The sequence below is a fragment of the Acinetobacter sp. SK-43 genome (assembly GCF_015351505.1).
Taxonomy (GTDB): Bacteria; Pseudomonadota; Gammaproteobacteria; order Pseudomonadales; family Moraxellaceae; genus Acinetobacter; species Acinetobacter junii.
The window spans coordinates 32630-54365 of sequence record NZ_JADKPY010000073.1 but is presented as its reverse complement, the minus strand read 5'-3'; the positions used below and the strand labels follow the sequence as shown (position 1 = coordinate 54365).

The window sequence follows — 21736 nt, the reverse complement described above, 5'->3', positions numbered from 1 at the left end:
TTTTAAAAGCCCACTTCCGCGGGCTTTAAAACATCTAAATTCTAACGACTATTACGACTACGTCCGCGTGGAGCTTTGGTATTTGGTTGTGTTGTACCATTGGTCTTGCGACGTGGTTTCTCACTTTCATCCATTTGCCAAATACGCTTAGTACCAGACTTTTTCTTATTTGGGTCTTTTTTATCGCCTTCTTTCTTTTTCTGATGCATTGGTTTTCCACCAGTGCCGCCTGGTTTTTTCACGTATGAGCGAGAACGATAAGGCTTATCTTCAGGAAGATCTTTAAAATCAGGATAAAGTAAAGGTTCGATCTCTTTTTGTTCACCAGGTTGTAAACCTAAACGTACAAGGTCGATGGCACCAATCTTGGTACGAATTAAACGTAATGTCGGAAAACCAACAGCAGCTGTCATACGACGAACTTGACGGTTACGACCTTCACAAATCTGAAGTTCAATCCAACTCGTTGGGATGTTGGCACGGAAGCGAACAGGTGGATCACGATCCCACAACCACTCAGGTTGATCAACCTTAATTGCTTTTGCAGGAAGTGTCATACCATCAGCAAGCTCAACACCTTTACGTAGCTGTTCTAGCGCTTCTTCTGTGACATCGCCATCAACTTGTGCGAGATAAGTTTTAAATTTTTTATTGGTTGGATTGGTGATGTACTGGTTTAAACCGCCGTGATCAGTCAGGAACATGAGGCCTTCAGAATCGAGGTCAAGGCGACCCGCAAGACGTAAATCAGGATCGTGGATAAAATGTGACAGCGTTAAATGCGCCTCATCCTCACGAAACTGTGACAACACGTCAAAAGGTTTATTAAATACAACTATTTTCATATGAATATACTACTTTGGCTTTAAGTGGCACCATGACATAAAGCTTTTTATTTAAGAGAGAAATGTTTGTATTTCTCCTATAAATCTCAAAAACCTTGCTTATGGATTAAACTGTTTCATGTAATAACAACGAAAGTATGCCATAGAAGGCATACATTTACTCGCAAGATACACATGAGGGAGAACCTGTAAAATGGGTTATCAGAAGATCGTGGTTCCTGCTGACGGTGACAAAATCACAGTAAACGCAGACCTGTCACTGAATGTTCCAAATCATCCAATCATTCCTTTTATAGAAGGTGATGGTATTGGTGTGGATATTACACCAGCTATGAAGGCAGTAGTAGATGCTGCTGTTCTAAAAGCGTATGGTGGTAAACGTTCAATTGAGTGGATGGAAGTATATTGCGGCGAAAAAGCAGATAAAATATATGGCACCTATATGCCAGAAGAGACTTTTGAAGCATTACGTGAATTTATTGTTTCAATCAAAGGTCCTTTAACCACTCCTGTTGGTGGCGGTATCCGTTCATTAAATGTTGCGCTCAGACAAGAGCTTGATTTGTATGTCTGTGTTCGACCAGTGCGTTGGTTTGAAGGCGTACCATCACCTGTGCAACATCCTGAATTAACAGACATGGTTATTTTCCGTGAGAACTCTGAAGATATTTATGCAGGGATTGAATGGAAAGCAGATTCGGATGAAGCTAAAAAAGTTATCAAATTTCTAAAAGAAGAAATGGGCGTAACAAAAATTCGTTTTGATGAAGGTTGTGGTATTGGGATTAAACCTGTTTCAAAAGAGGGTACTCAACGTCTTGTCCGTAAAGCCATTCAGTTTGCAATTGATAATGATAAACCTTCAGTGACGCTTGTCCATAAAGGCAATATCATGAAGTACACCGAAGGTGCCTTCAAAGAGTGGGGCTATGAGCTAGCAATGGAGCGTTTTAGTGGCGAACTATTAGATGGTGGTCCTTGGGTTAAAATTAAAAATCCAAAAACAGGCAAAGACATCATTATTAAAGATGTAATTGCAGATGCATTTTTACAGCAAATTCTTATGCGTCCAGCGGATTATTCAGTTATTGCCACGCTTAATTTAAATGGTGACTATATTTCTGATGCACTTGCAGCAGAAGTTGGTGGTATTGGTATTGCGCCAGGTGCAAATATTGGTGGTGCGATTGCGGTGTATGAAGCGACTCACGGTACAGCGCCGAAATATGCGGGACAAGATAAAGTAAATCCAGGCTCGATTATCCTTTCTGCTGAAATGATGCTGCGTGATATGGGATGGATTGAAGCTGCTGATCTGATTATTAAAGGTGTATCAGGTGCGATTGAAGCAAAAACAGTGACCTATGATTTCGAGCGTTTAATGCCTGGTGCAACCTTGGTACGTTGCTCTGAATTTGGTCAAGCCATTATTGAGCACATGGGTGATTAATCTATTTATGATTTTAAAAGAGCGGTTAAATCGCTCTTTTTTTATGTTCTAAATATTTAATATTAATTCTGTGTTGAGCTTTTTAGTTGTATCGTAAATTTTAAAAAAACTGTATCTAGTATTTTTAGATCATTTGTTCAAAATAGGCTGAAAATTATGAAGAGTTTGCTGTTATGAAAATGTATCAAGTGGATGCTTTTACTAAAGAATTATTCAAGGGCAATCCTGCAGCGGTTATAGTTTTGGATACTTGGTTAGATGAGCATTTAATGCAAAATATCGCATTAGAAAATAATCTTTCAGAAACAGCTTTTGTCCGAAAAATAGATGATGCTAATTACGAAATACGCTGGTTTTCACCGACAGATGAGGTTGCCTTTTGTGGACATGCAACTTTAGCTAGTGCTTATGTTTTATTTAAAGATTTTACAGAAGCGAAGACCATACAGTTTCATGTCCGTCAACTTGGAATTTTTGTAGTTACTCAAGACGTTGATGGGAAAATCAAAATGAATTTTCCAATTCGTAAAGCTGAACAGGTTTCTGATTATCCACAAGCTTTACGTGATGGCTTAACCAAGCCATTTAAGGCAGTTTATTTAAATGCTCAAGCTTATATTGTTGAATATGAGTCTGTCCAAGATGTATTGGATGAGCAACCGAACCTAGAGAAATTAAAACAATTAGGACAGGTACGTACAGCAATTACTGCATCTCAACCTGATATTGCAATAACTGCAAAGGGTGAGGATGGAAAGTTCGATTGCGTGTCACGTTATTTTGCTCCTGCGATTGGGATAGACGAAGATCCTGTAACAGGTTCGATTCATACGGCAATTGTTCCACTTTGGGCAGAAAAACTGAACAAACAACGATTAGTTGCATATCAAGCATCAGCACGTGGTGGCATTTTGGAATGCTTCATTGAGTCAGCAGAGCGTATTGAAATTTCAGGATATGCAAAGTTATATATGCAGGCTGAACTATCTATTTAGCTTGTAACAAAAAACGAATAAAAACAATGAAAAAAGCTGTTTAAGTGAACAGCTTTTTTCAAAATATAACTATTAAAAAACTATGCTGTTTACTAGTATGGACGCTTGTATTTATTTAAATCATCAAAAATATTCGGATAATCTATGTTAATGCGGTTTAAGCAACTTACACTCTCTCTTTGTTTACTTGGGGTGAGCGCAGCTTCATGGTCTCAGGCTGTACTCGTAAAAACTGAAAAAAATATCGAAGAATATAAATTAGACAACGGCTTTAGAGTTATTCTCGCCCCAAATGAAAAAGAAAATAAAGTCTTTGTAAATACAGTTTATATGACAGGTTCTTTGAATGATCCAAAGGGCAAAGGTGGTTTGGCTCACTTGCTTGAACATTTGGCTTTTAAAGGAACACAAAATGTAAAAGGTGAGGAATTTCAACGTCGCCTTGATCAATATACCTTAATGACAAATGCAAGCACGGATTATTACTCAACTAAATATTTGAATATTGTTCGTCCAGAGAAAAATGCGCTCAATGAGATTCTGTATTTAGAATCTGAACGTATGGATAAATTGGTGCTTCAGGAGAAATTTGTTCCATCAGAAATTGAAATTGTGAAACGCGAACGTGAAATCCGTATGGATCAGCCATTTGCGGTATTGATGGATCAAATGTGGAAAGCTGCCTACGGAAATCAATACTTAGGGCGTTTGCCGATTGGTGATTTACCTGAATTGAAATCGATCAAAATGAATGAGCTGAACCAGTTTTATAAAACTTGGTATGCACCTAATAATGCGGTCATGGTGATCTCTGGTAAATTCGATAAAACAGAAGTTTTACAGAAAATTGATCAATATTTTAGCCCTATTCCAGCACGTAAAATTCCAAGCCCAGTACAAGTCCCTGTTTTAGATTCAAGTAAAATTGAACAACGCCAGTTTACGGTACAAAAGGGAAGTGATCTTGCCAAGTTTAATATTTATATGAATGGCAAGAATGAAAAATTACAGCCAGCATTAGCGCTCGCTCCAGCATTATTTACGATGCAACCGAGTGGAACTTTATATAAAAGTATGGTTGAAACAGGTATTAGTACAGCAGTGCAATCAACCACTTGGTTAGACCAAGACTTTAATGTCGTATTCATGGGGGCGATTTACGCACCTAATCATGATGCGAAGAAAGTGGGTGATGCTCTAGTTGATGGGGTTGAAAATAGCAAAACTTTTACTGATGCAGAATTACAACGTATAAAAAATATTACTCAAAATACAGCCGATACGATTGCAAATGATGCAGTCGCTTTAGGCTCACGTTTGAGTGATTATGCTGTGTCTTCACACGGTCAGTGGGATGAATACTTTAGAGACTTAGAGGCGATTCAGAACTTAAAACTTGAAGATGCTAATCAAACTTTAAAACAATTTTTAGTCGCTTCACATCGAATTTCTGGGGATATTTTACCTACTCCAGAAGATCAGAAAAAAGCGATGACTTTAAAAGCTGAAGATAAACCAAAAACCTTAGATCAAAACACTGAGCAAGCTGAACCGCTGAAAGATCCAAGTGTTTATCAGCAAGAGGTGAAACAGTTCATCGAACAATCTGCCCAGCAGTTACAAAAGAATGAAAAGAAGATTCAACGAGGCGAATTAAAGAATGGCATTCGTTATGCTTTATTCCCAACCCCAACACGTGATGATAAAACCTATGCCACGATTAGTTTAGATTTTGGTAATGAGAAATCTTTATTCGGCAAAGGTGTTACTTTAGATCTAACCAGTTATTTGATGCTACGTGGTTCAGAAAAACATACTTTACAAGAAATTACCGATAAAGCAATTGCTGCAAGTGGGGGAGCATCGGTGAGTTCGAATGGTAATGGAATGACCATTGTGGTTCAGGCTAAAAAAGACAAATTTGAAGACTTTTTAAGTTTTATCATTGATGTCATTAAACAACCTAAGTTTTCTCAGTCTGAATTCGATTTGGCTAAAAATCAGAGTTTATCTGCTTTAGATCGTCCTTATACAGAACCAGCGATCGTATCATCAATGACTTTAGCAAGACTACTTGAAACCTATCAACCAGGTGACTTGCGTTATCATTTTGAACCTGAGTTGGCTAAACAACAGCTTAAAGATGCCACTCAGTCAGAGGTTAAGCAATTTTATGATCAATTCTTCATGACTAATCATGCGCAAATTGCAGTGACTGGTGATTTTGATGCTATAGAAATGCAGGAAACTTTAGAAAATGCATTTGGAAAATGGAAGACGAAACAGCCATATCAAAAGATAGTCACTCCATTTGTAGCATTTAAAGCTCAAAAAGTTCATGCCTTATCTGAGCAACGTGAGTTTGGAAGTTATCAAAGTGTGCTCACAATTCCAGTAGGTGCTTATCATCCAGATGCTGCTGCATTGATGATTTTAAGTCACATTATGGGGAACTCTCAGCTTTCGTCTCGTTTAGCACAAGAGCTAAGAGAGAAAAATGCATTGGTTTATGGATTTGGTAGTAGTGTAGATTTAGATTCAGATACAGAAAGTGGTTCACTGAGTATTTCAGCAAATTATACAGCTGGCCGCTCAGATCAAGTCTCACAGTCTGTGCATAAAGTGTTGAATGATTTACTTGATAAAGGTGTTACTCAGCAAGAAGTTGAAGCTGCAAAAGCTGACATTATGAAGAAACGCGTGACTTCATTAGAAGATGAACGTTCGATTCATGGCATGTTGACGGGTCAACTTGAGCGCAATAAAACACTGCTGGATCGAGCAAAACGTGATCAGGAAATTGCTAAACTAACGAAATCTGACATTGATACCGTGATTAAGAAATATATTAAGCTTGATCAGTTCGTTGAGGTTATGGCAGATCAGTATGGAAAAGCGCAACAATAATTGGCATCAATAGTTTCGGACTAAGCTAATTTTTAGTCATCAATAAAATAATACTTAAGTGCTTTATTTTCTTCGCATGAAATGAGATTTTATGATTCATAAATCTCATTTCAAACTAAAGTGCGGGGAATAATATGCTTTTAGCTTTAATAGCTGTTCTTGCTGGAATTGTTTTATTGGTATGGAGTGCTGATAAGTTTATTGATGGTGCTTCTGCAACTGCTCATCATCTAGGAATGCCTTCATTATTGGTTGGTATGATCGTGGTTGGATTTGGTACATCTGCTCCTGAACTTGTTGTCTCGGTCATGGCTGCACTAGATGGTAATCCTGGTATTGCGTTAGGTAATGCTTATGGTTCAAACATTGTTAATATTGCATTAATACTAGGGCTGACGGCTATCATTCACCCTATCGTGGTGCATTCAACAATAGTTCGTAAGGAGTTACCTCTTTTATTAGCCGTGACAGTGGTAGCGATCATTCAAATCATGGATGGCGAACTGAGTCGGAATGATGCATTGTTACTGTTCTTGCTTTTATTTGTTTATATGGGATGGACAATTTGGCAAGGTATGCGCAGTAAAAGTGATGTTTTAAGCCATGAATTTGATTTTGAATTACAAACACATCAAATGCCTCTTAAAAAGGCTATTCCACTACTAATATTTGGGTTAATTGTATTAGTTATAAGCTCACGTCTATTGGTGTGGGGAGCTGTAGAGATTGCTCAATCCTTTGGTGTAAGTGAATTAATTATTGGTTTAACTGTTGTAGCTATTGGAACTTCATTACCAGAGTTAGCCTCATCCATCGCTGCTGCTAGAAAGGGTGAACTTGATATCGCGATAGGAAATGTAATTGGTTCAAATATGTTCAATACTTTGGCAGTGGTTGGACTTGCTGGAATGATTCATCCTACTACAGTACCCCAAGAGGTTTTACAGCGTGATATGGTGGTAATGGGCGTACTCACCTTGAGTCTACTTTTTTTCACTATCAGCTTGAAAGGGCACGGACGTATCGGGCGTTTAAAAGGTGGAATTTGGTTATTCAGTTTTATCGCTTATACAGCTTATCTAATTAATACAGCTTTTTAATTTATTGAATCAGAACAAGGCATTAAACTAATGAATGCCTTGTTCTGATGAAGATAAATATTTAATCTCGAAAGACTAATTTACTCATCAATGATCATGTTTATGAGCATGAAAATCTTCATTTTTACGGAATCGTAAATAGTTTTCAAACTGCTCGCAATATTCGTCAAAATTATCTTCGAGCATCATTTGAAATTGTTGAAGCAAATAAGTCATCACTTGCTCTTTGGCATCACGCATTTCATTGCCATCTTTAAAGTTATTTGCAGCGACCCAAGTATTAAAACGAGCAGTCGCAAATAGCATAGCAGCGCTCACTTGTCCGCGTAATTCCTCTGGTTTTGCTGGTTGACCTTTCGGTGGGCGGCAATACTCATTGGCGAGTTTGATGAATTCATCTGCACGCTCAAAAAACACCGCATTTAACGCTTCTTCTTCCGTCACATCGGTGGCGTTGATTTTTTGAGACATGATCATTTTCCAACAAAAATAAGACGTCTTATTATAGTCAAAGCCTTGTCGAAACTAAACCTTTGCCTTAATCTAAAATAGCCTAAGCAAATCGAATTATCATCATGCAAGATGCTATCGCCATTCAAAGCTTAAAAACAGATATCGCTTTACTTCGTCAACATATTTATCCACCTCAATATTTGGAACATGTTGAAGGTTTACCGATTTATTATGGTCTAAAAGATCAGGTCGATGAGTATTATCGTCAATGGCAACCATTGATTGAAAGGGCGCAGGAACTTTGTCAGCCTTTTATGGAAGATGAGCCTGTGGATGCGATTCATTTACCCAGTCATCTGAATCTGCCATTGTTTTTCTTTTACGTCGATCGTATTCGAATCAATAAAACTCGCGCTAAAGAGTCTAAAACTTTTCGTGGTGTTGCGGCATTGGTCGAAAAGTGTGGGCAATTTGACACAGATCAGATTTTTGCGATGCAAGAATGGTTAGGGAGTGATGACACTGCTGCTTTGGTTGCTCATCGTGAGTTTATAGATTTGCGTACTTATGTGTTTCAGCATGGGCAAAGTGAATATACACGAACCCGTTTTTATATGAATGGTGTGATTTTAAGCGTCGAACCACATTTTAAATTGGTGGATGCACGGGATAAACCACGTAAGCAACGTAATGATAGTTATAGTGATCCGATTGCGGATAATGGCACGTGGAAGATTTTTGGGAAGTATCGGTAAATGATTTTAAGTGGAATAAATAGTTTAACACTCTAATTTTCATTAAAAAATAATAGCACACCCACAAGTGTTATATAAAGTTTGGATGTTCTCGCGTAGGCGATTTCCTACTTTGTTTTCGGACAAAGTAGGCAAAGCCATTGTCATCAGCAAAACCTGTTTATTTCTTGGATTTATTAAAATGTATCGCAGAAACATTACTTTGCTTATATCACGCAGGTTGCTGATGACGTTTCAGAGTATCCGCTTTTTTTGTTAAAATTTAGATTATTTGTGGCGGCATCCATGCCACCAGCACGATAACAGAGTGAGGTGATTTTCCCTTGCGGAGTAATCAATCCTCATCCCAAAAAATGTCTTTGATCGATAAATCCTCTAGTTTCTTTGCAGCCTTCTTAGCAACATGTGGTTGTTGTGCTTTTACCCAACCTAAAGCAAATAAAAATTGTGGGTGCTCTGTAGCTTGTTCCTCGAAAATATGTTCAGCGACAAACAAATCATTATAAAAACCTAAATATTCCTGAATTGGCTGTAATTTATCTAGGAATTGTTGAACATCTTTCTCAGGATAAAGATCAGAAATAAAGTCGATGCAATAACGCAATTGTTTTACTCGTTTGCGGGTTCGATGCTCTTCTTCTACAGCAAGTGATGAAAAATGTTCTGCATCCTTGAGGATTTTTTGATAGAGCTTGGTTAAACTTTTTGCAGCTTGTTTAGTGACTTTAGGCTTTGATTCAGATTCACGATAGCTAAAGTTGAGTAGTGATAAAAATAGCTCAGTAGTTTGAGTCCGACTGAAAATCTGAGCAATATTAGTTGCGTCAGAGGCTGTAAGCTTGAATTCAAAATCACACACTTTCTGAATTAAAGGAATGACCGAATCTTGGATTGCATCATTGTCACGCGAATCACCCAAAGCTCTAAAAATTTCAGCTAACTGACTTTCCCAAGACTCATCAACTTGAGTTGACCAGTTTGAGAAATGTTTTAAGGCAGATCGCAAACGTCGTATTCCCACCCGTGCTTGATGAATATGATCCGCTTCTGCAACACCATCAGCAATCGCTGCTGCGTTAGGTAAAATATGATTTAACGTATTTTCGACAATTTGTTTGATTGCTTGATCAGCACTAATATCAGATTCTAATTTGAGTGTTTTTGCTTTAGTAGCAGCAGAGACACGTTTAGCTACGGCAAGCAAATTACCACGTTCAGCCTTACTGCGAACATCTAGCCATAATTGATATTTCTTCACCCATGTATGTGCGAATGTAATTAGGTCTTGGGGTGAGCCTTGTTTCTGTTCAAATTCAACTTCACATATTTGGGCTTGATCGTTAGGTGTACGAATTTCACCATCATCTAAACAAACTTCAATTAGCGAATTTCCAAATTCAAAAACATGAAATGTACGTTGCACATCTGTTTGGAACTGAAGTAGTAGTTCAGTAGGCGAGTCACCAAATACATCACGTAGTACACTTTGAACGGTTTGATTATGTTTATAAAGTGTAAGATCCAATTCAGGTTCTTGTTCGCATTTACCTAAATAGATGTCTTCTTCAATACGTTGCAAATGATTTTTAGTCGCAGCTTTAAAGGTTTGTACCCAATGATCACCCTCTTGACGCAGACGAATAGCCACATAATTTTTTGCTAATAGACGATCAGCAGTATCATAGTATTTTGCTTGCAAACGAATTTTCTGAGCTGATTGTTTATTTAAAAATTGCAGGACACTTTTTTTCTTAGATTCAGGTAGCTGAAATTTAAGCTCTATTTCCATGATGTTATAACTCCTGACCATTTTTGATAAATATTCTAAAATTAGTATAACGTGTTGATCTCAAAAATTATTGTAAAGATCTTTTAAGTCTCGTTGAGGATGGCTCACAATGACTTTATTTTGAACAAAAAATACTTTAAGTTGTGGGGAGTTTAAAGATTAGGATGATCCACATGAATCCACCAGCGAAGATCGATAAGCCAGTAGAATTCACATTGCCAATTAAAGACTATAATGAATTTTACCGCTTTTATTTAACTGAACATCGTAGTATTGCGAGCCGACGTTTGCATGTAGCAGGCAGTACACTGGGTTTGTATTTTTGGAGTAAAGCAATTCGCCAGCGTAAAGCAAAGTATTTGGCTTATGGTTTATTGTCTGGTTATGCGTGTGCATGGGTTGGACACTTTTTCTTTGAACACAATAAGCCAGCGAGTTTTAAACAACCACTTTATAGTTTTATTTCAGATTGGCGTATGTTGTCTGATGTAGTTCGTGGTCGTCTAAGTTTAATTGACCGTCAGTTCGATAAAATTGAATCTTAAACAAGATATTAAAATTAGAAATGTCTAAAGCTGCGTCATAGCAGCTTTTTTGTTCTAAGATTTATTTTTAGTAATGTAAATGTGTACACTCTCTTTAATTTTTAAATAAGAAAATATACTCTGAAACCAACGTTTTTTTAGTGAAATTTTCATGCGCGGTTTATACCTCATCACCAATGATGATCCCATTCAACTTCTTTTAGAAAAGTTAGAGGCTGCACTAGCTACTGGTCATATAGCTATTTTGCAATATCGTCGAAAAAAAATAGAAAAAATAAATCAACCATCTGAAGTGGAGTTGATCAAAGTCCTTTGTGAAAAATATCAAGTCCCTTTTGTCATTAATGATGATTTGGCGTTAGCAGAACAATTTGGTTTAGGTGTGCATCTAGGGCAGTCCGATGGTGAAATTACTGATGCGATTAAGCGTTTACCCCAAGGAGTAATTATCGGACGTACTTGCTTAAACTCATTAGACTTGGCAGCAAAAGCAATTTCTGAAGGCGCGACTTATGTAGCATTTGGTGCTGTTTATGCGACATCAACTAAACCAGAAGCGGGCAATGTGGGAATCGAAGTTATCAAACAGGCTCAACAAAAATATGATGTGCCAATTTGTGCGATTGGAGGTTTAACTGTTGAAAATTCTCAAGTCGTGATAGAGGCTGGAGCAAGCCTTTGTGCAGTAATTAGTGATATATTAGGGCGATCAACAGCCGAAATTCCTGCTCGTGTCAGCGCATGGGCGAAATTATTTGCATAATTCTGTGTGTTCACAAGTTGGGACTTTAGTCACTCCCCATTATTTCGATTTAGGTTGAGCCTCATATGAGTTTATCTCCAAAGCAAGAACAGTTATTTAAACAGGCGAATAAACATATTCCAGGTGGCGTAAATTCACCTGTACGAGCATTTAACGGTGTAGGCGGTACGCCAGTTTTTATTGAGAAAGCGAAAGGTGCGTATCTGTGGGATGTTGATGGCAAACGATATATTGACTATGTAGGTTCATGGGGACCGATGATCTTAGGTCATGCACATCCTGATATTATTAAAGCGGTGCAAATCGCAGCTGAGGATGGTTTAAGTTTTGGTGCGCCAACCGTACATGAAACCACTTTGGCAGACACAATTTGTGAAATTATGCCTTCGATCGAAATGGTTCGTATGACCAGTTCAGGAACTGAAGCGACGATGACCGCAATTCGCTTGGCGCGTGGTTATACAGGTCGTGACAAGATTGTGAAATTCGAGGGCTGTTATCATGGTCACTCTGATTCATTATTAGTTAAAGCAGGTTCCGGTTTACTTACTTTGGGTGAGGGAGAGCCGACTTCTAAAGGTGTACCTGTTGATTTTGCAAAACATACTTTAACTTTGCCGTATAACAATATTGAAGCATTGAACGAGTGTTTTAGTAAGTTTGGTCATGAGATTGCAGGTGTAATCATTGAGCCTGTAGCAGGCAACATGAATTTAGTAACGCCGATTGAAGGATTCTTGCAAGCCATTCGTGATGTTTGTGATGAATATCAATCAGTCTTCATTATTGATGAAGTAATGACAGGTTTTCGTGTTGCTCTTGGTGGTGCGCAATCAGTCTATAAGGTAAAACCAGATTTAACGACTTTAGGTAAAATCATTGGTGCAGGATTACCAGTGGGTGCTTTTGGTGGTAAACGTGAAATCATGGAGTGTATCGCACCGCTAGGCGGCGTGTATCAAGCAGGGACATTGTCAGGAAATCCTTTGGCAATGCGTGCGGGTATTGCGATGTTTAAGCATCTACGTGAACCTGAATTCTATGACAAATTAGCTGCACAATTAGAAAAACTGCTTGCTGGTTTACAAGTTGCAGCAGATGAAGCTGGTATTCCATTCAAAACTCAGCAAATAGGTGGAATGTTTGGTTTGTATTTCACAGATCAAGATGACATCACAAGTTTTGATTCCATGTTAGCCTGTGATGTGGGTGCGTTTAAGAAATTCTTCCATGGTATGCTTAAACGCGGTGTTTACCTTGCACCTTCAGCATTTGAGGCTGGTTTTATTTCTTCAGTACACTCTGATCAAGATATTGCAGAAACGATTCAAGCTGCAAAAGAAACATTTGCTGAAATGAAAGCTTCTGCTTAATTTCAGATACCAGGAAACACCATGACTATTGTTGTGGTGTTTTTTTAGATATGGAATAAAAAATTAGAATTAAATCGATTTTTTCATTGTATTTCTAGTCTAAGCTTTTTATGATTGCCCGCTTGTTTTCATCGAGTCGTTGGAAGGCTACCTTGAGTGATTTTCTAAGTGAACATTTGATTCATCGTGATGAAGATTTTATGGTCATCCATAAACCCGCAGGGCTACTCACCGTACCTGGAAAAACACCTGATTTGCAAGATTGTTTAATCAATCGCTTATTAAAACTAGAGCCAAAAACTTTACTGATTCACCGTTTAGATCGGGACACTTCAGGAATACTCGTTTTTGGTTTATCTAAATTTGGGCAGAGTCATATTTCTCGCCAATTCCAAGATCGTCAAACCTCAAAAATTTACCAAGCTTTGGTTGCTGGACATCTCGAAGGTGAAGGTATCGTCGATATACCAGTGATTTATGATCCAAGTCGTCCGCCATTGCATATCGTTGATGCATCGCATCACAAACCAGCATTAACAGAATGGCAAGTCATCGAACATTTAGAAATTAAAGGACATCCTGTAACCCGAGTTCAACTCGTTCCGATTACAGGTCGTTCGCATCAGCTTCGTGTGCATATGCAGTATTTAGGTCACCCGATCTTAGGTGATACTTTGTACGCTACGCCAGAACAACAACAGCTTTATGATCGTTTGTGTTTACATGCGACAGAACTAAGCTTCACTCATCCTAAAACAGCTCAGCAGTTGACATTCAATTGTCCTGTACCGTTTTAGCCCAAAACTTTTTTATGAAACATGATGTGATGCGCGCTATTTGAACGCGCTTTGTGTCAAAATACATATCGTTGAAAACTACATAAAATGCATTAATTCTTCGTTGAATTAAGCACTACAATATGTAGGCTAACTTGAGATAAAGGTGGAAAAATTGCAGCAGTTTGCTATTGGTCAACGTTGGTTATCAGATACAGAAACTGAACTAGGTTTAGGCGTTCTTATTGATGTGGATGAACGTTCTATCAGCATTTTATTCCCCAAAAGTGATGAAACACGTGTGTATGCACGTAACAATGCACCTTTATCTCGTATCATTTTCAATGTAAACGATGAAGTGCAAGATCAAGAAGGCACCAAGTGGATTGTTGAAGCAATCGAAGATCGTCATGGAGTCCTGCGCTACGATGTTGTTCGTACTTTAGAAAATGGCGAGCAAGAACGTAAATCGTTGAATGAAACACGTATTGGTGCGCAAATTCAGCTTTCAAAACCTCTAGAGCGTTTGCTTGCTAGTCAAATTGATTACAAAGAATGGTATGACCTTCGGATCGAAGCCATGCTATTACAAGCACAAATGCATACTAGTCCTTTACGTGGTTTCCTTGGCGCTCGTGTTGGATTAATTCCACATCAACTTTATATCGCTCACGAAGTCGGTAAGCGTTTTGCACCACGTGTTTTGTTAGCAGATGAAGTGGGTCTAGGTAAAACCATTGAAGCTGGTTTAATCATCCATCAACAACTAAAAACGGGTCGCTCAGAACGTATTCTGATTTTGGTTCCTGATTCATTGCAGTATCAATGGATGATTGAAATGCGCCGTCGTTTCAATTTGCAATTTTCTCTTTTCGATTTAACACGTACTGCCTCGATCAAAGAACATGATCCTGATCTCAATCCATTTTTAACTGAGCAATGTATTATTGCCAGTGTTGATTTGATGGTTGACCATGAAGACTTACGTGAGCAAGCCGTAGAAGCTGGGTTTGACTTACTCGTCGTAGATGAAGCACATCACTTAATGTGGAGTGAAGAAGACGGTGGTAATGATCGTTATGATTTAGTAGAAGAACTCGCTGAACAAACAGCAGGTGTGCTTTTGCTTACTGCTACACCAGAGCAACTAGGTGTAGAAAGTCACTTTGCGCGACTTCGTTTGTTGGATCCACAACGCTTTAGCAGTTTAGATCGCTTCCTCGACGAAGAGGAACAATATCAGCATACTGCGAAAATAGCAGAAGTATTGATGTCTGATGAGGCATTGACTGAAGAGCATTTGGTCGCACTAGACGGCTTATTGGGTCATCGTATTGATGATCAGCCAGAACAGCGTATGCGAGCGATCCATGAGTTATTAGACCGTCATGGTACAGGTCGTATTTTATTCCGTAACACGCGTGAAGCGATTCAAGGTTTCCCAGGTCGTGACTGTCAACCTGCACCATTGCCTGCACCAGAAGACTGGTCTTTTGACGGCAAAATGCGAGAGCAAATGTGGCCTGAAGAGGGACAGCTCGATGGTTCTTGGATGGAAACCGATCCTCGTGTGCCGTGGTTGATGGAAGTACTGCGTAAAGATCTCAAGCACAAAAAAGTATTGTTGATCGCTCGTAGTGGACCTGTAGTTGAAGCTTTAGAGAACGCCCTACGTTTACATGCAGGTATTCGCACAGCAATGTTCCATGAGGGCATGAGCTTATTAGAGCGTGACCAAGCTGCCGCATATTTTGCTGAAGATAGTTATGGCGCTCAGATTTTACTGTGTTCTGAAATTGGTTCAGAAGGGCGTAACTTCCAGTTTGCTAGCGATTTAATTTTATTTGATTTGCCTGCAAACCCTGATGTGCTTGAACAGCGTATTGGTCGACTAGATCGTATTGGTCAAGAAAACCGTATCCAAATTCATGTGCCATATTTGGTAGGCACCGCTCAAGAGCGTATGTTCCGTTGGTACAACGAAGCACTTAATATTTTCAGCAATATCTCTCCAACTGCACAAACCTTGCAAGAGAACTTTATTGTTGAGTTAAAAGATTGTTTGCTTGCTGATCAAGGTCAGACTTTTGAAGATTTACTTGAAGAAGTGAATGTACAACGCCAAGCTTTGGAAGCTGAATTACAAGCTGGTCGTGACAGATTGCTAGAGTACAATTCATGTCGTCCAGTGGTTGCACAAGGTATTGTACAAGCACTCGAAGATTATGATGACAATACGACTTTGCCGATGTTTGTTAAACGTTTTATGTCATCTACCAATATCGATTTTGATGAGCAAAGCAACGGTACAGTGATCATCAAGCCTACTGATCAAATGCAAGTTCAAGGTTTGACCTTAGACGAAGAAGGTATGACAGCGACTTTCTACCGTGATCAGGCTCAGATTCGTGAAGATGCGCAGTATTTGACACTTGAGCATCCATTTATTGAAAGTGTGATGGAAATGATCCGCACACAATCATTTGGTAGCACCAATGTTGCGTTGTTGAAATCAAATGCATTAAAACAAGGTTCAGTTCTGTTGGAAGTTTGGTTCAAGGTTGATGTGGTTGCACCAAAAGCCCTGAACTTACCATCAAGCCTTCCAAAGCAGTTGATCCGTGTTTTATTGAGCGAAAATGGTCAAGATTTATCTGCCAAGATTGATCCAAGTATTTTACGTCCATACTTGCACCATTTAGATGGTAATAGCTGCCGTCAGGTGGTGAAAGCGCGCCGTGATGTGATTGAGACACGTTATGCTCAAGCTTTGGATATTGCTAAAACATCGTTACCTGAATTGATGCAGCAAGCGAAAGAGCACTACAGTAGTAAATGGCAATATGAAATTGACCGTTTAACTTATCTGAAGCAATTCAATCCAAGTATTCGCCAAGATGAAATTGAGCGTTTACAGAAATTCCAAAAAGAAGGTTTAGGACTACTTGATGGACTTTCTGTTACCCCAGAAGCGATTCAAGTACTGGTTGTGGTTAAACCATAATTAGCGCTGATAAAAAAGAGGACTGAATTGTCCTCTTTTTTGTCTTGAATAAACTAAACTTAGTTTTGGTCAATATTGGCTTCTAAGAACCATAAATACTGATCTAAGTCTTCTAAAGCTGCATGAATAATATCTTCAGAAATTGGGTCTTTAATATCTTCAATCGTATCACGTAGATGATTTGCGACTACACCATAACGATCTGCCAATTCTTTCAAATGGTCTTGTACAGCATGAATCGCGACAGGATACGGTTTAAGATGTGAACTTTCAGCAACTGTTTGGGTTGTACCCAATGCTGTTCCACCAATTTGCACAGCACGCTCAGCGACATTGTCTAGATGGGTAATGATTGAGGTGCGGAACATATCTAACATTTCATGGACTGCAATAAAATTACTACCACGCATATTCCAATGTGCTTGTTTAGTAAGTAGTGATAAATCAATCAGATTCGCAAGAATTTGATTTAGAATTTTGACCGTTGCTTCTTTAATCGAATCATCTAAATTATTACGTGTATATACTTTTAGAGCTGCTGAAGAATTCATAGTTACCTCATTCAATTATTGTATGTGAAATTTGATGAATTAAACGAATGATCTATTTCAAGTTTCAGCTTAACCCGCGCTCTGCAGAAGGAGTGTTTTAATTCTTAACCCTTTTGTAAATTATGGTGAGTTTAAATATTTTTTCTATTGTAATTACATGGTGTTAGAGTAAGGTTGAACTAAGCATGATTTAAATAATCAACCAAAAAGTAAATTAAGACTTTGCCTGAAACTTCTGTTTATGAGATGAGTATAAAAACAATGGAAAATGAAAAAGATAGACCTACAATCGTCATTAATGATCATCCTGAACAGGCCCATATAGAACGTTTAAAGGAAAAGCTTAGATATAAACAAGCCTTAAGAGAAAATTCTAGGAAAATTGATCATAAGCATGTACGACTAAATATTCAGGCAGATGCTTTGCCAACCAAAACGTATTTTATTATGAATGCCTTAGCAGCAGTGATTGCTGGTTATGGATTGTTGGCAGACTCAGCCGCAGTTGTAATAGGAGCAATGCTGGTTGCAATGATGTTGGGGCCCATTTCAGGAATTGCACTAGCATTTATTGATAATCGGTGGATTCTATTACAAACCGCTCTGAAAACCCTAGCACTGGGCGTGGTGATGATTTTTAGTATTGGTGTCGTATTGGGTTTGATTAACTTCAATATGCCTTTAACTAGTGAAATTTTATCTCGAACTCAGCCGACAGTAATTGATTTGATGATTGCCTTAGCAGGCGGTGCAGCAGGAGCGTTTGCTTCAATTTCACCAAGATTATCTGTAGCGGTGGTTGGTGTTGCTGTGGCGACTGCATTGGTTCCACCATTAGTGGCAAGTGGCATATTGTTAGCCCATGCGGAATTACGTCATTCAGCAAATGCATTTTTATTGGCTTTAACCAATATGGTTGCTATTCAGATTAGTTCTTCACTCGTGTTGTGGATTGCAGGTTTCAGACGTGGTTCAAATGAACAAGTACAAAGTAATGTTTTGGAATTTATCAAAAGAAATGCAATCAGCTTAATTTTCCTTTTGATACTCGCAATTTATTTATCTGCTAATTTCATACATATGTTGCAAAAACAAATGTATGAAACTAAATCTAAAACTGCGATTGAGCAATTACTAAATCAAAAAAATAATATTATCGACACTATTCAGTTCGAGCAGCAAAAGCAATACACCTTAATCCGAGTTGTCGTGCGAGGGGATACGGTACCTACGCTCAGTCAAATCAAGCAACTGAATCAGATGATGCCAGCAGATGATCGAAGTAATCCGACTGTCGTGCAGGTTCGATTTATTCCTGTACAAATTATTGAAGAGCAAATTCGCTTTAATACTGAGATTTCACCCGATGAGGCGAAGCGGCTTGTCGTGCAGTGATGAACAAGTATTATCGAATACTTGATTCATCTAAATGACGTGCACCTTCCAGGATCATACGAATCATAATCATGGTTTGTTCAGCAACTTCGGTGCGCTGTTCAGCAGGTATCTCAATAACTTTTGCACCCATATTAAATACGAGTTGTGTAATCGCTTTCGCGGCAATATCAGCATGACTAATTTTGCCATTATTCATTTGTTCTAAGCGGATTAAATCTTCTTGGAGTTCTTGTTGGAAGAAATTGAGTTGGCGATCAACAGCAGCTTTGTAGGAGGTTGAACCTGTATAGCCTTCACGCAACAATAAACTTAAGTTGCCTTCATCTGCATCCAATTGCTGGATAAAGACTTCAACAGAACTGCGAATAATACTTTGTTGTTTAGAGGCTTGCAGTCGAGCTTCACGAATGATACGGCGCAATACCAAACCAGAGCGGTCTATCAATGCAATCGCAAGTTCATCAATGTCTTTGAAATGACGATAAAAGCTATTTGGTGCAATCCTTGCTTCACGGGCTATCTCACGCAGACTAAGAGAGGCGATACTTTTTTGAGGACCGATCAAATTTAAGGTGGCTTGGAACAATTCCTCACGCGTAATCGTTGCTTTTCTACCAACCGAACGTACTTGAGATTTCATTTGGATGACATCTTGTTCATTTACTGTGTCATTGCCAAGCGGTAAAAAAGAAGAATGAACCATTGTTTTCAAAATATAAGTGAGCTAGTCAGGATTATAGCTGTTGTACAAAGACTTGTGAAATGTAAATTTTTATACGAGTGTATATACAAATATATATACATATGTATAATAATTAAAAAACGATCAGAGTTCCCGATCATGCAAGCACTCCAAAAGAGAACTTCATTATTTAATTCATTGGTTCAAAGCGTAATAGCACATCACGATGCTGATTTTTGGTTGCAAAAAGTTAACCCTTTATGGTCAATCAATCAGTCCCTAGCACGTGTCGTAAAAAAACAAGTTGTAGCAAAAGATACAGTTAGCCTTATTTTAGAATGTAATCGTCATGTAGCACGTGGACTCGCAGGGCAACACCATCCTGTAACGGTTGAAATTGCAGGTCGTCATTACGAACGGACATATAGTCTGATGCAGTTAGATGCTGATCATCTGTGCTTAACAGTCAAAAAAGTTGATCAAGGTTTGGTCAGTTCATGGTTGGTCGAAAAAAGCCAAGTTGGAGATATCCTTCGTTTGGGACAACCATATGGTGATATGCAACAGAGTATTCAGACACCAAAGTTACTTTTACTCGCTGCGGGCAGTGGTATTACACCGATGTTGAGTTTGATCGAAAGTTTGAGTCAGACCAAGCAATTGAACAAAACACCTGTACAACTTATGTACTGGGTCAAAACTCATCAGGACGCTGCATACACAGATTATTTAAAAGAGATCGCAGAAAACTTTCCAAATTTCAGTTATCAGATTTTCTATACCCAAGAACAAGATCAACGCCTAAACCAAAATCATGTCGAAACTTTAGGTGCGTTAAATGAAATTACCGTTTACGCATGTGGTCCCTCAGGATTTGCTTCAACAGCAGAATCTTTATTTGCTGAGGCTGCCGTCGTACAGACTGAGGCTTTTAGCTTAAGTCAATTTAGTGCTGAGCAAACAGATATTGGCTTCATTAATGTCACGTTGACTAAATCCAATAAAACAGTCGCCATTCCTAAAGGTCAGTCCATTTTATCGAGCTTAGAACAGCAAGGCATCAAGCCAAATCATGGTTGTCGTATGGGAATTTGCAACAAATGTGCCTGTACTAAAGCCCAAGGTGCGACAAAGAACTTGCTGAATGGTGCTGCAAATCAAGAACCGACTCAGTTATTAAAAATTTGTGTGAATTCAGCTCAATCAGATCTTGTGATTGATCTATAAGAGAGATAAAGATTATGAACATGCCTGTTAAAGTTCAATATTTTAAAAATCCAAAAAACCGAGATTTAACTGCTGCTGAGTTAGATGCTTTTGCCCGTGAATTAGATCAAATCAAACAAGAAGTACTAAATGATTTAGGCGAGAAAGACGCGAAGTATATTCGTCGAGTTTATGCGTCTATTCGATATAGTAGTTTCTTAGGTCGTGCATTACTTTTTGCAGGATGGTTTCCACCAGCTTGGTTATTAGGTACTGGCTTGTTAGGCTATGCCAAAATCATGGAAAATATGGAATTGGGTCATAATGTGATGCATGGGCAATATGACTGGATGAATGATCCAAAATTTAATGGTCAAACCTACGAGTGGGATACAGTTGGGACGTCGGATAACTGGCGTCAAACTCATAATTATAAGCATCATACTTATACCAATGTTAAGGGAATGGATGATGATGTGGGTTATGGGGTATTTCGTTTATTTCCAGAACAACGTTGGACTAAATTTACTTTAATTCAACCAATTTATATCGTGCCATTTAGCCTATTGTTCCAATGGGGTGTTGCGATTCAAAATCTTGAATTAGGTAAAGTTGTCTACAAGCGTAAGACCATGGACGAGTTTAAGCAGGAATGGAAACCTGTGCAAAAGAAAATCGCGAAGCAACTGTTTAAAGATTATGTGTTTTTTCCATTGATCGCGGGTCCATCGGCGATTCCTGTTTTCACGGGTAATCTTGTTGCCAATGGTCTTCGTAATATCTGGACATTTAGTATTATTTTCTGCGGACATTTTACTAAAGATGCTGAAGTTTTCCCTAAAGCAGTTCTACAAAATGAAAGCCGTGGTCATTGGTATATGCGACAAATTCGCGGTTCTTCGAATTTAACAGGATCTGAGGCTTTTCATATTCTGACGGGTCATTTGAGTCATCAAATTGAGCACCACTTATTTCCTGATATTCCAGCACGCCGTTACCGTGAAATCGCACCAAAAGTTGAAGCGGTTTGTAAAAAATATGGTTTGAATTACAACAACGCAAGCTTTGTAAAGCAATTTGGCGAAGTTGTGGGACGTATCTTCAAATATGCATTACCTTTTAAAAAGTAATCCCTGATTCAAAA

At 38.5% G+C, this 21736-nt stretch carries 18 protein-coding genes; 13 read left to right on the top strand and 5 right to left on the bottom strand.

The features are described 5' to 3' along the window. Positions 1 to 41 precede the first annotated feature (41 nt). Positions 42 to 845 carry an rRNA large subunit pseudouridine synthase E gene (locus IRT38_RS13845; protein ID WP_194598018.1) on the bottom strand — a complete coding sequence of 268 codons (804 nt, stop codon included), beginning with the start codon at positions 843 to 845 and terminating at the stop codon, positions 42 to 44. Positions 846 to 1038: 193 nt separating this feature from the next. On the opposite strand from IRT38_RS13845, the gene icd reads away from it, so the two are divergent. The 4 genes from icd to IRT38_RS13825 all read left to right on the top strand — a co-directional run bounded on the left by icd (position 1039) and on the right by IRT38_RS13825 (position 7297). Then, complete coding sequence (icd, locus tag IRT38_RS13840) at positions 1039 to 2295, top strand: NADP-dependent isocitrate dehydrogenase (protein WP_194598017.1); 1257 nt, start codon at positions 1039 to 1041, stop codon at positions 2293 to 2295. 173 nt (positions 2296 to 2468) lie between these two features. After that, on the top strand, positions 2469 to 3290 hold the full coding sequence (locus tag IRT38_RS13835; RefSeq protein ID WP_194598016.1) for a PhzF family phenazine biosynthesis protein: 822 nt from the start codon (positions 2469 to 2471) through the stop codon (positions 3288 to 3290). Between the two features lie 144 nt (positions 3291 to 3434). Continuing rightward, complete coding sequence (locus IRT38_RS13830; RefSeq protein ID WP_194598015.1) at positions 3435 to 6197, top strand: M16 family metallopeptidase; 2763 nt, start codon at positions 3435 to 3437, stop codon at positions 6195 to 6197. A 134-nt stretch (positions 6198 to 6331) separates the two neighbouring features. Beyond that, positions 6332 to 7297 (top strand): calcium/sodium antiporter, encoded by a 966-nt coding sequence (locus IRT38_RS13825; RefSeq protein ID WP_151826239.1) that lies wholly within the window; start codon positions 6332 to 6334, stop codon positions 7295 to 7297. A gap of 87 nt (positions 7298 to 7384) precedes the next feature. Here IRT38_RS13825 and IRT38_RS13820 read toward each other — a convergent pair whose 3' ends face one another. Then, positions 7385 to 7768, bottom strand: a complete 384-nt coding sequence (locus IRT38_RS13820; protein WP_004912579.1) for a DUF3144 domain-containing protein — start codon at positions 7766 to 7768, stop codon at positions 7385 to 7387. A 104-nt stretch (positions 7769 to 7872) separates the two neighbouring features. Between IRT38_RS13820 and IRT38_RS13815 the strand changes: the two genes are divergently transcribed. Continuing rightward, positions 7873 to 8505, top strand: a complete 633-nt coding sequence (locus IRT38_RS13815; RefSeq protein ID WP_194598014.1) for a hypothetical protein — start codon at positions 7873 to 7875, stop codon at positions 8503 to 8505. Between the two features lie 334 nt (positions 8506 to 8839). Here the strand turns inward: IRT38_RS13815 and IRT38_RS13810 are convergent, their stop codons facing one another. After that, the gene (locus IRT38_RS13810) at positions 8840 to 10294 is read right to left on the bottom strand and encodes a CYTH and CHAD domain-containing protein (RefSeq protein WP_194598013.1); all 1455 of its coding nucleotides are present in this window, start codon (positions 10292 to 10294) and stop codon (positions 8840 to 8842) included. Between the two features lie 173 nt (positions 10295 to 10467). Between IRT38_RS13810 and IRT38_RS13805 the strand changes: the two genes are divergently transcribed. The 5 genes from IRT38_RS13805 to rapA all read left to right on the top strand — a co-directional run bounded on the left by IRT38_RS13805 (position 10468) and on the right by rapA (position 16755). Then, positions 10468 to 10839 (top strand): DUF962 domain-containing protein, encoded by a 372-nt coding sequence (locus IRT38_RS13805; protein ID WP_194598012.1) that lies wholly within the window; start codon positions 10468 to 10470, stop codon positions 10837 to 10839. Positions 10840 to 10990: 151 nt separating this feature from the next. Next, on the top strand, positions 10991 to 11602 hold the full coding sequence (gene thiE, locus IRT38_RS13800; protein WP_004956252.1) for a thiamine phosphate synthase: 612 nt from the start codon (positions 10991 to 10993) through the stop codon (positions 11600 to 11602). 65 nt (positions 11603 to 11667) lie between these two features. Next, positions 11668 to 12975 carry a glutamate-1-semialdehyde 2,1-aminomutase gene (gene hemL / locus IRT38_RS13795; protein ID WP_194598011.1) on the top strand — a complete coding sequence of 436 codons (1308 nt, stop codon included), beginning with the start codon at positions 11668 to 11670 and terminating at the stop codon, positions 12973 to 12975. Positions 12976 to 13127: 152 nt separating this feature from the next. Continuing rightward, on the top strand, positions 13128 to 13772 hold the full coding sequence (locus IRT38_RS13790; RefSeq protein WP_171261421.1) for an RluA family pseudouridine synthase: 645 nt from the start codon (positions 13128 to 13130) through the stop codon (positions 13770 to 13772). A 145-nt stretch (positions 13773 to 13917) separates the two neighbouring features. After that, complete coding sequence (gene rapA / locus IRT38_RS13785) at positions 13918 to 16755, top strand: RNA polymerase-associated protein RapA (protein WP_042891128.1); 2838 nt, start codon at positions 13918 to 13920, stop codon at positions 16753 to 16755. A gap of 59 nt (positions 16756 to 16814) precedes the next feature. On the opposite strand, the gene dps is transcribed toward rapA, so the two are convergent. Next, positions 16815 to 17306: a DNA starvation/stationary phase protection protein Dps gene (gene dps, locus IRT38_RS13780; RefSeq protein ID WP_004912565.1), complete on the bottom strand. Its 492-nt coding sequence runs from the start codon at positions 17304 to 17306 to the stop codon at positions 16815 to 16817. A 261-nt stretch (positions 17307 to 17567) separates the two neighbouring features. On the opposite strand from dps, the gene IRT38_RS13775 reads away from it, so the two are divergent. Continuing rightward, positions 17568 to 18701: a TIGR00341 family protein gene (locus tag IRT38_RS13775; RefSeq protein ID WP_004956260.1), complete on the top strand. Its 1134-nt coding sequence runs from the start codon at positions 17568 to 17570 to the stop codon at positions 18699 to 18701. 10 nt (positions 18702 to 18711) lie between these two features. Here IRT38_RS13775 and fabR read toward each other — a convergent pair whose 3' ends face one another. Beyond that, positions 18712 to 19407, bottom strand: coding sequence for an HTH-type transcriptional repressor FabR (gene fabR, locus IRT38_RS13770; protein WP_194598010.1), 696 nt, complete (start codon positions 19405 to 19407; stop codon positions 18712 to 18714). 138 nt (positions 19408 to 19545) lie between these two features. On the opposite strand from fabR, the gene IRT38_RS13765 reads away from it, so the two are divergent. Next, on the top strand, positions 19546 to 20613 hold the full coding sequence (locus IRT38_RS13765) for a ferredoxin reductase (protein WP_125272599.1): 1068 nt from the start codon (positions 19546 to 19548) through the stop codon (positions 20611 to 20613). Positions 20614 to 20627: 14 nt separating this feature from the next. Further along, positions 20628 to 21722, top strand: a complete 1095-nt coding sequence (locus IRT38_RS13760; protein WP_004956266.1) for a fatty acid desaturase family protein — start codon at positions 20628 to 20630, stop codon at positions 21720 to 21722. Positions 21723 to 21736: the final 14 nt, after the last annotated feature.

Bases quoted from the DNA above. Each gene is read 5' to 3' on its own strand.
- IRT38_RS13845 (WP_194598018.1), bottom strand. From the start codon at position 845: ATGAAAATAGTTGTATTTAATAAACCTTTTGACGTGTTGTCACAGTTT.
- icd (WP_194598017.1), top strand. From the start codon at position 1,039: ATGGGTTATCAGAAGATCGTGGTTCCTGCTGACGGTGACAAAATCACA.
- IRT38_RS13835 (WP_194598016.1), top strand. From the start codon at position 2,469: ATGAAAATGTATCAAGTGGATGCTTTTACTAAAGAATTATTCAAGGGC.
- IRT38_RS13830 (WP_194598015.1), top strand. From the start codon at position 3,435: ATGTTAATGCGGTTTAAGCAACTTACACTCTCTCTTTGTTTACTTGGG.
- IRT38_RS13825 (WP_151826239.1), top strand. From the start codon at position 6,332: ATGCTTTTAGCTTTAATAGCTGTTCTTGCTGGAATTGTTTTATTGGTA.
- IRT38_RS13820 (WP_004912579.1), bottom strand. From the start codon at position 7,768: ATGTCTCAAAAAATCAACGCCACCGATGTGACGGAAGAAGAAGCGTTA.
- IRT38_RS13815 (WP_194598014.1), top strand. From the start codon at position 7,873: ATGCAAGATGCTATCGCCATTCAAAGCTTAAAAACAGATATCGCTTTA.
- IRT38_RS13810 (WP_194598013.1), bottom strand. From the start codon at position 10,294: ATGGAAATAGAGCTTAAATTTCAGCTACCTGAATCTAAGAAAAAAAGT.
- IRT38_RS13805 (WP_194598012.1), top strand. From the start codon at position 10,468: ATGAATCCACCAGCGAAGATCGATAAGCCAGTAGAATTCACATTGCCA.
- thiE (WP_004956252.1), top strand. From the start codon at position 10,991: ATGCGCGGTTTATACCTCATCACCAATGATGATCCCATTCAACTTCTT.
- hemL (WP_194598011.1), top strand. From the start codon at position 11,668: ATGAGTTTATCTCCAAAGCAAGAACAGTTATTTAAACAGGCGAATAAA.
- dps (WP_004912565.1), bottom strand. From the start codon at position 17,306: ATGAATTCTTCAGCAGCTCTAAAAGTATATACACGTAATAATTTAGAT.
- IRT38_RS13775 (WP_004956260.1), top strand. From the start codon at position 17,568: ATGGAAAATGAAAAAGATAGACCTACAATCGTCATTAATGATCATCCT.
- fabR (WP_194598010.1), bottom strand. From the start codon at position 19,407: ATGGTTCATTCTTCTTTTTTACCGCTTGGCAATGACACAGTAAATGAA.
- IRT38_RS13765 (WP_125272599.1), top strand. From the start codon at position 19,546: ATGCAAGCACTCCAAAAGAGAACTTCATTATTTAATTCATTGGTTCAA.
- IRT38_RS13760 (WP_004956266.1), top strand. From the start codon at position 20,628: ATGAACATGCCTGTTAAAGTTCAATATTTTAAAAATCCAAAAAACCGA.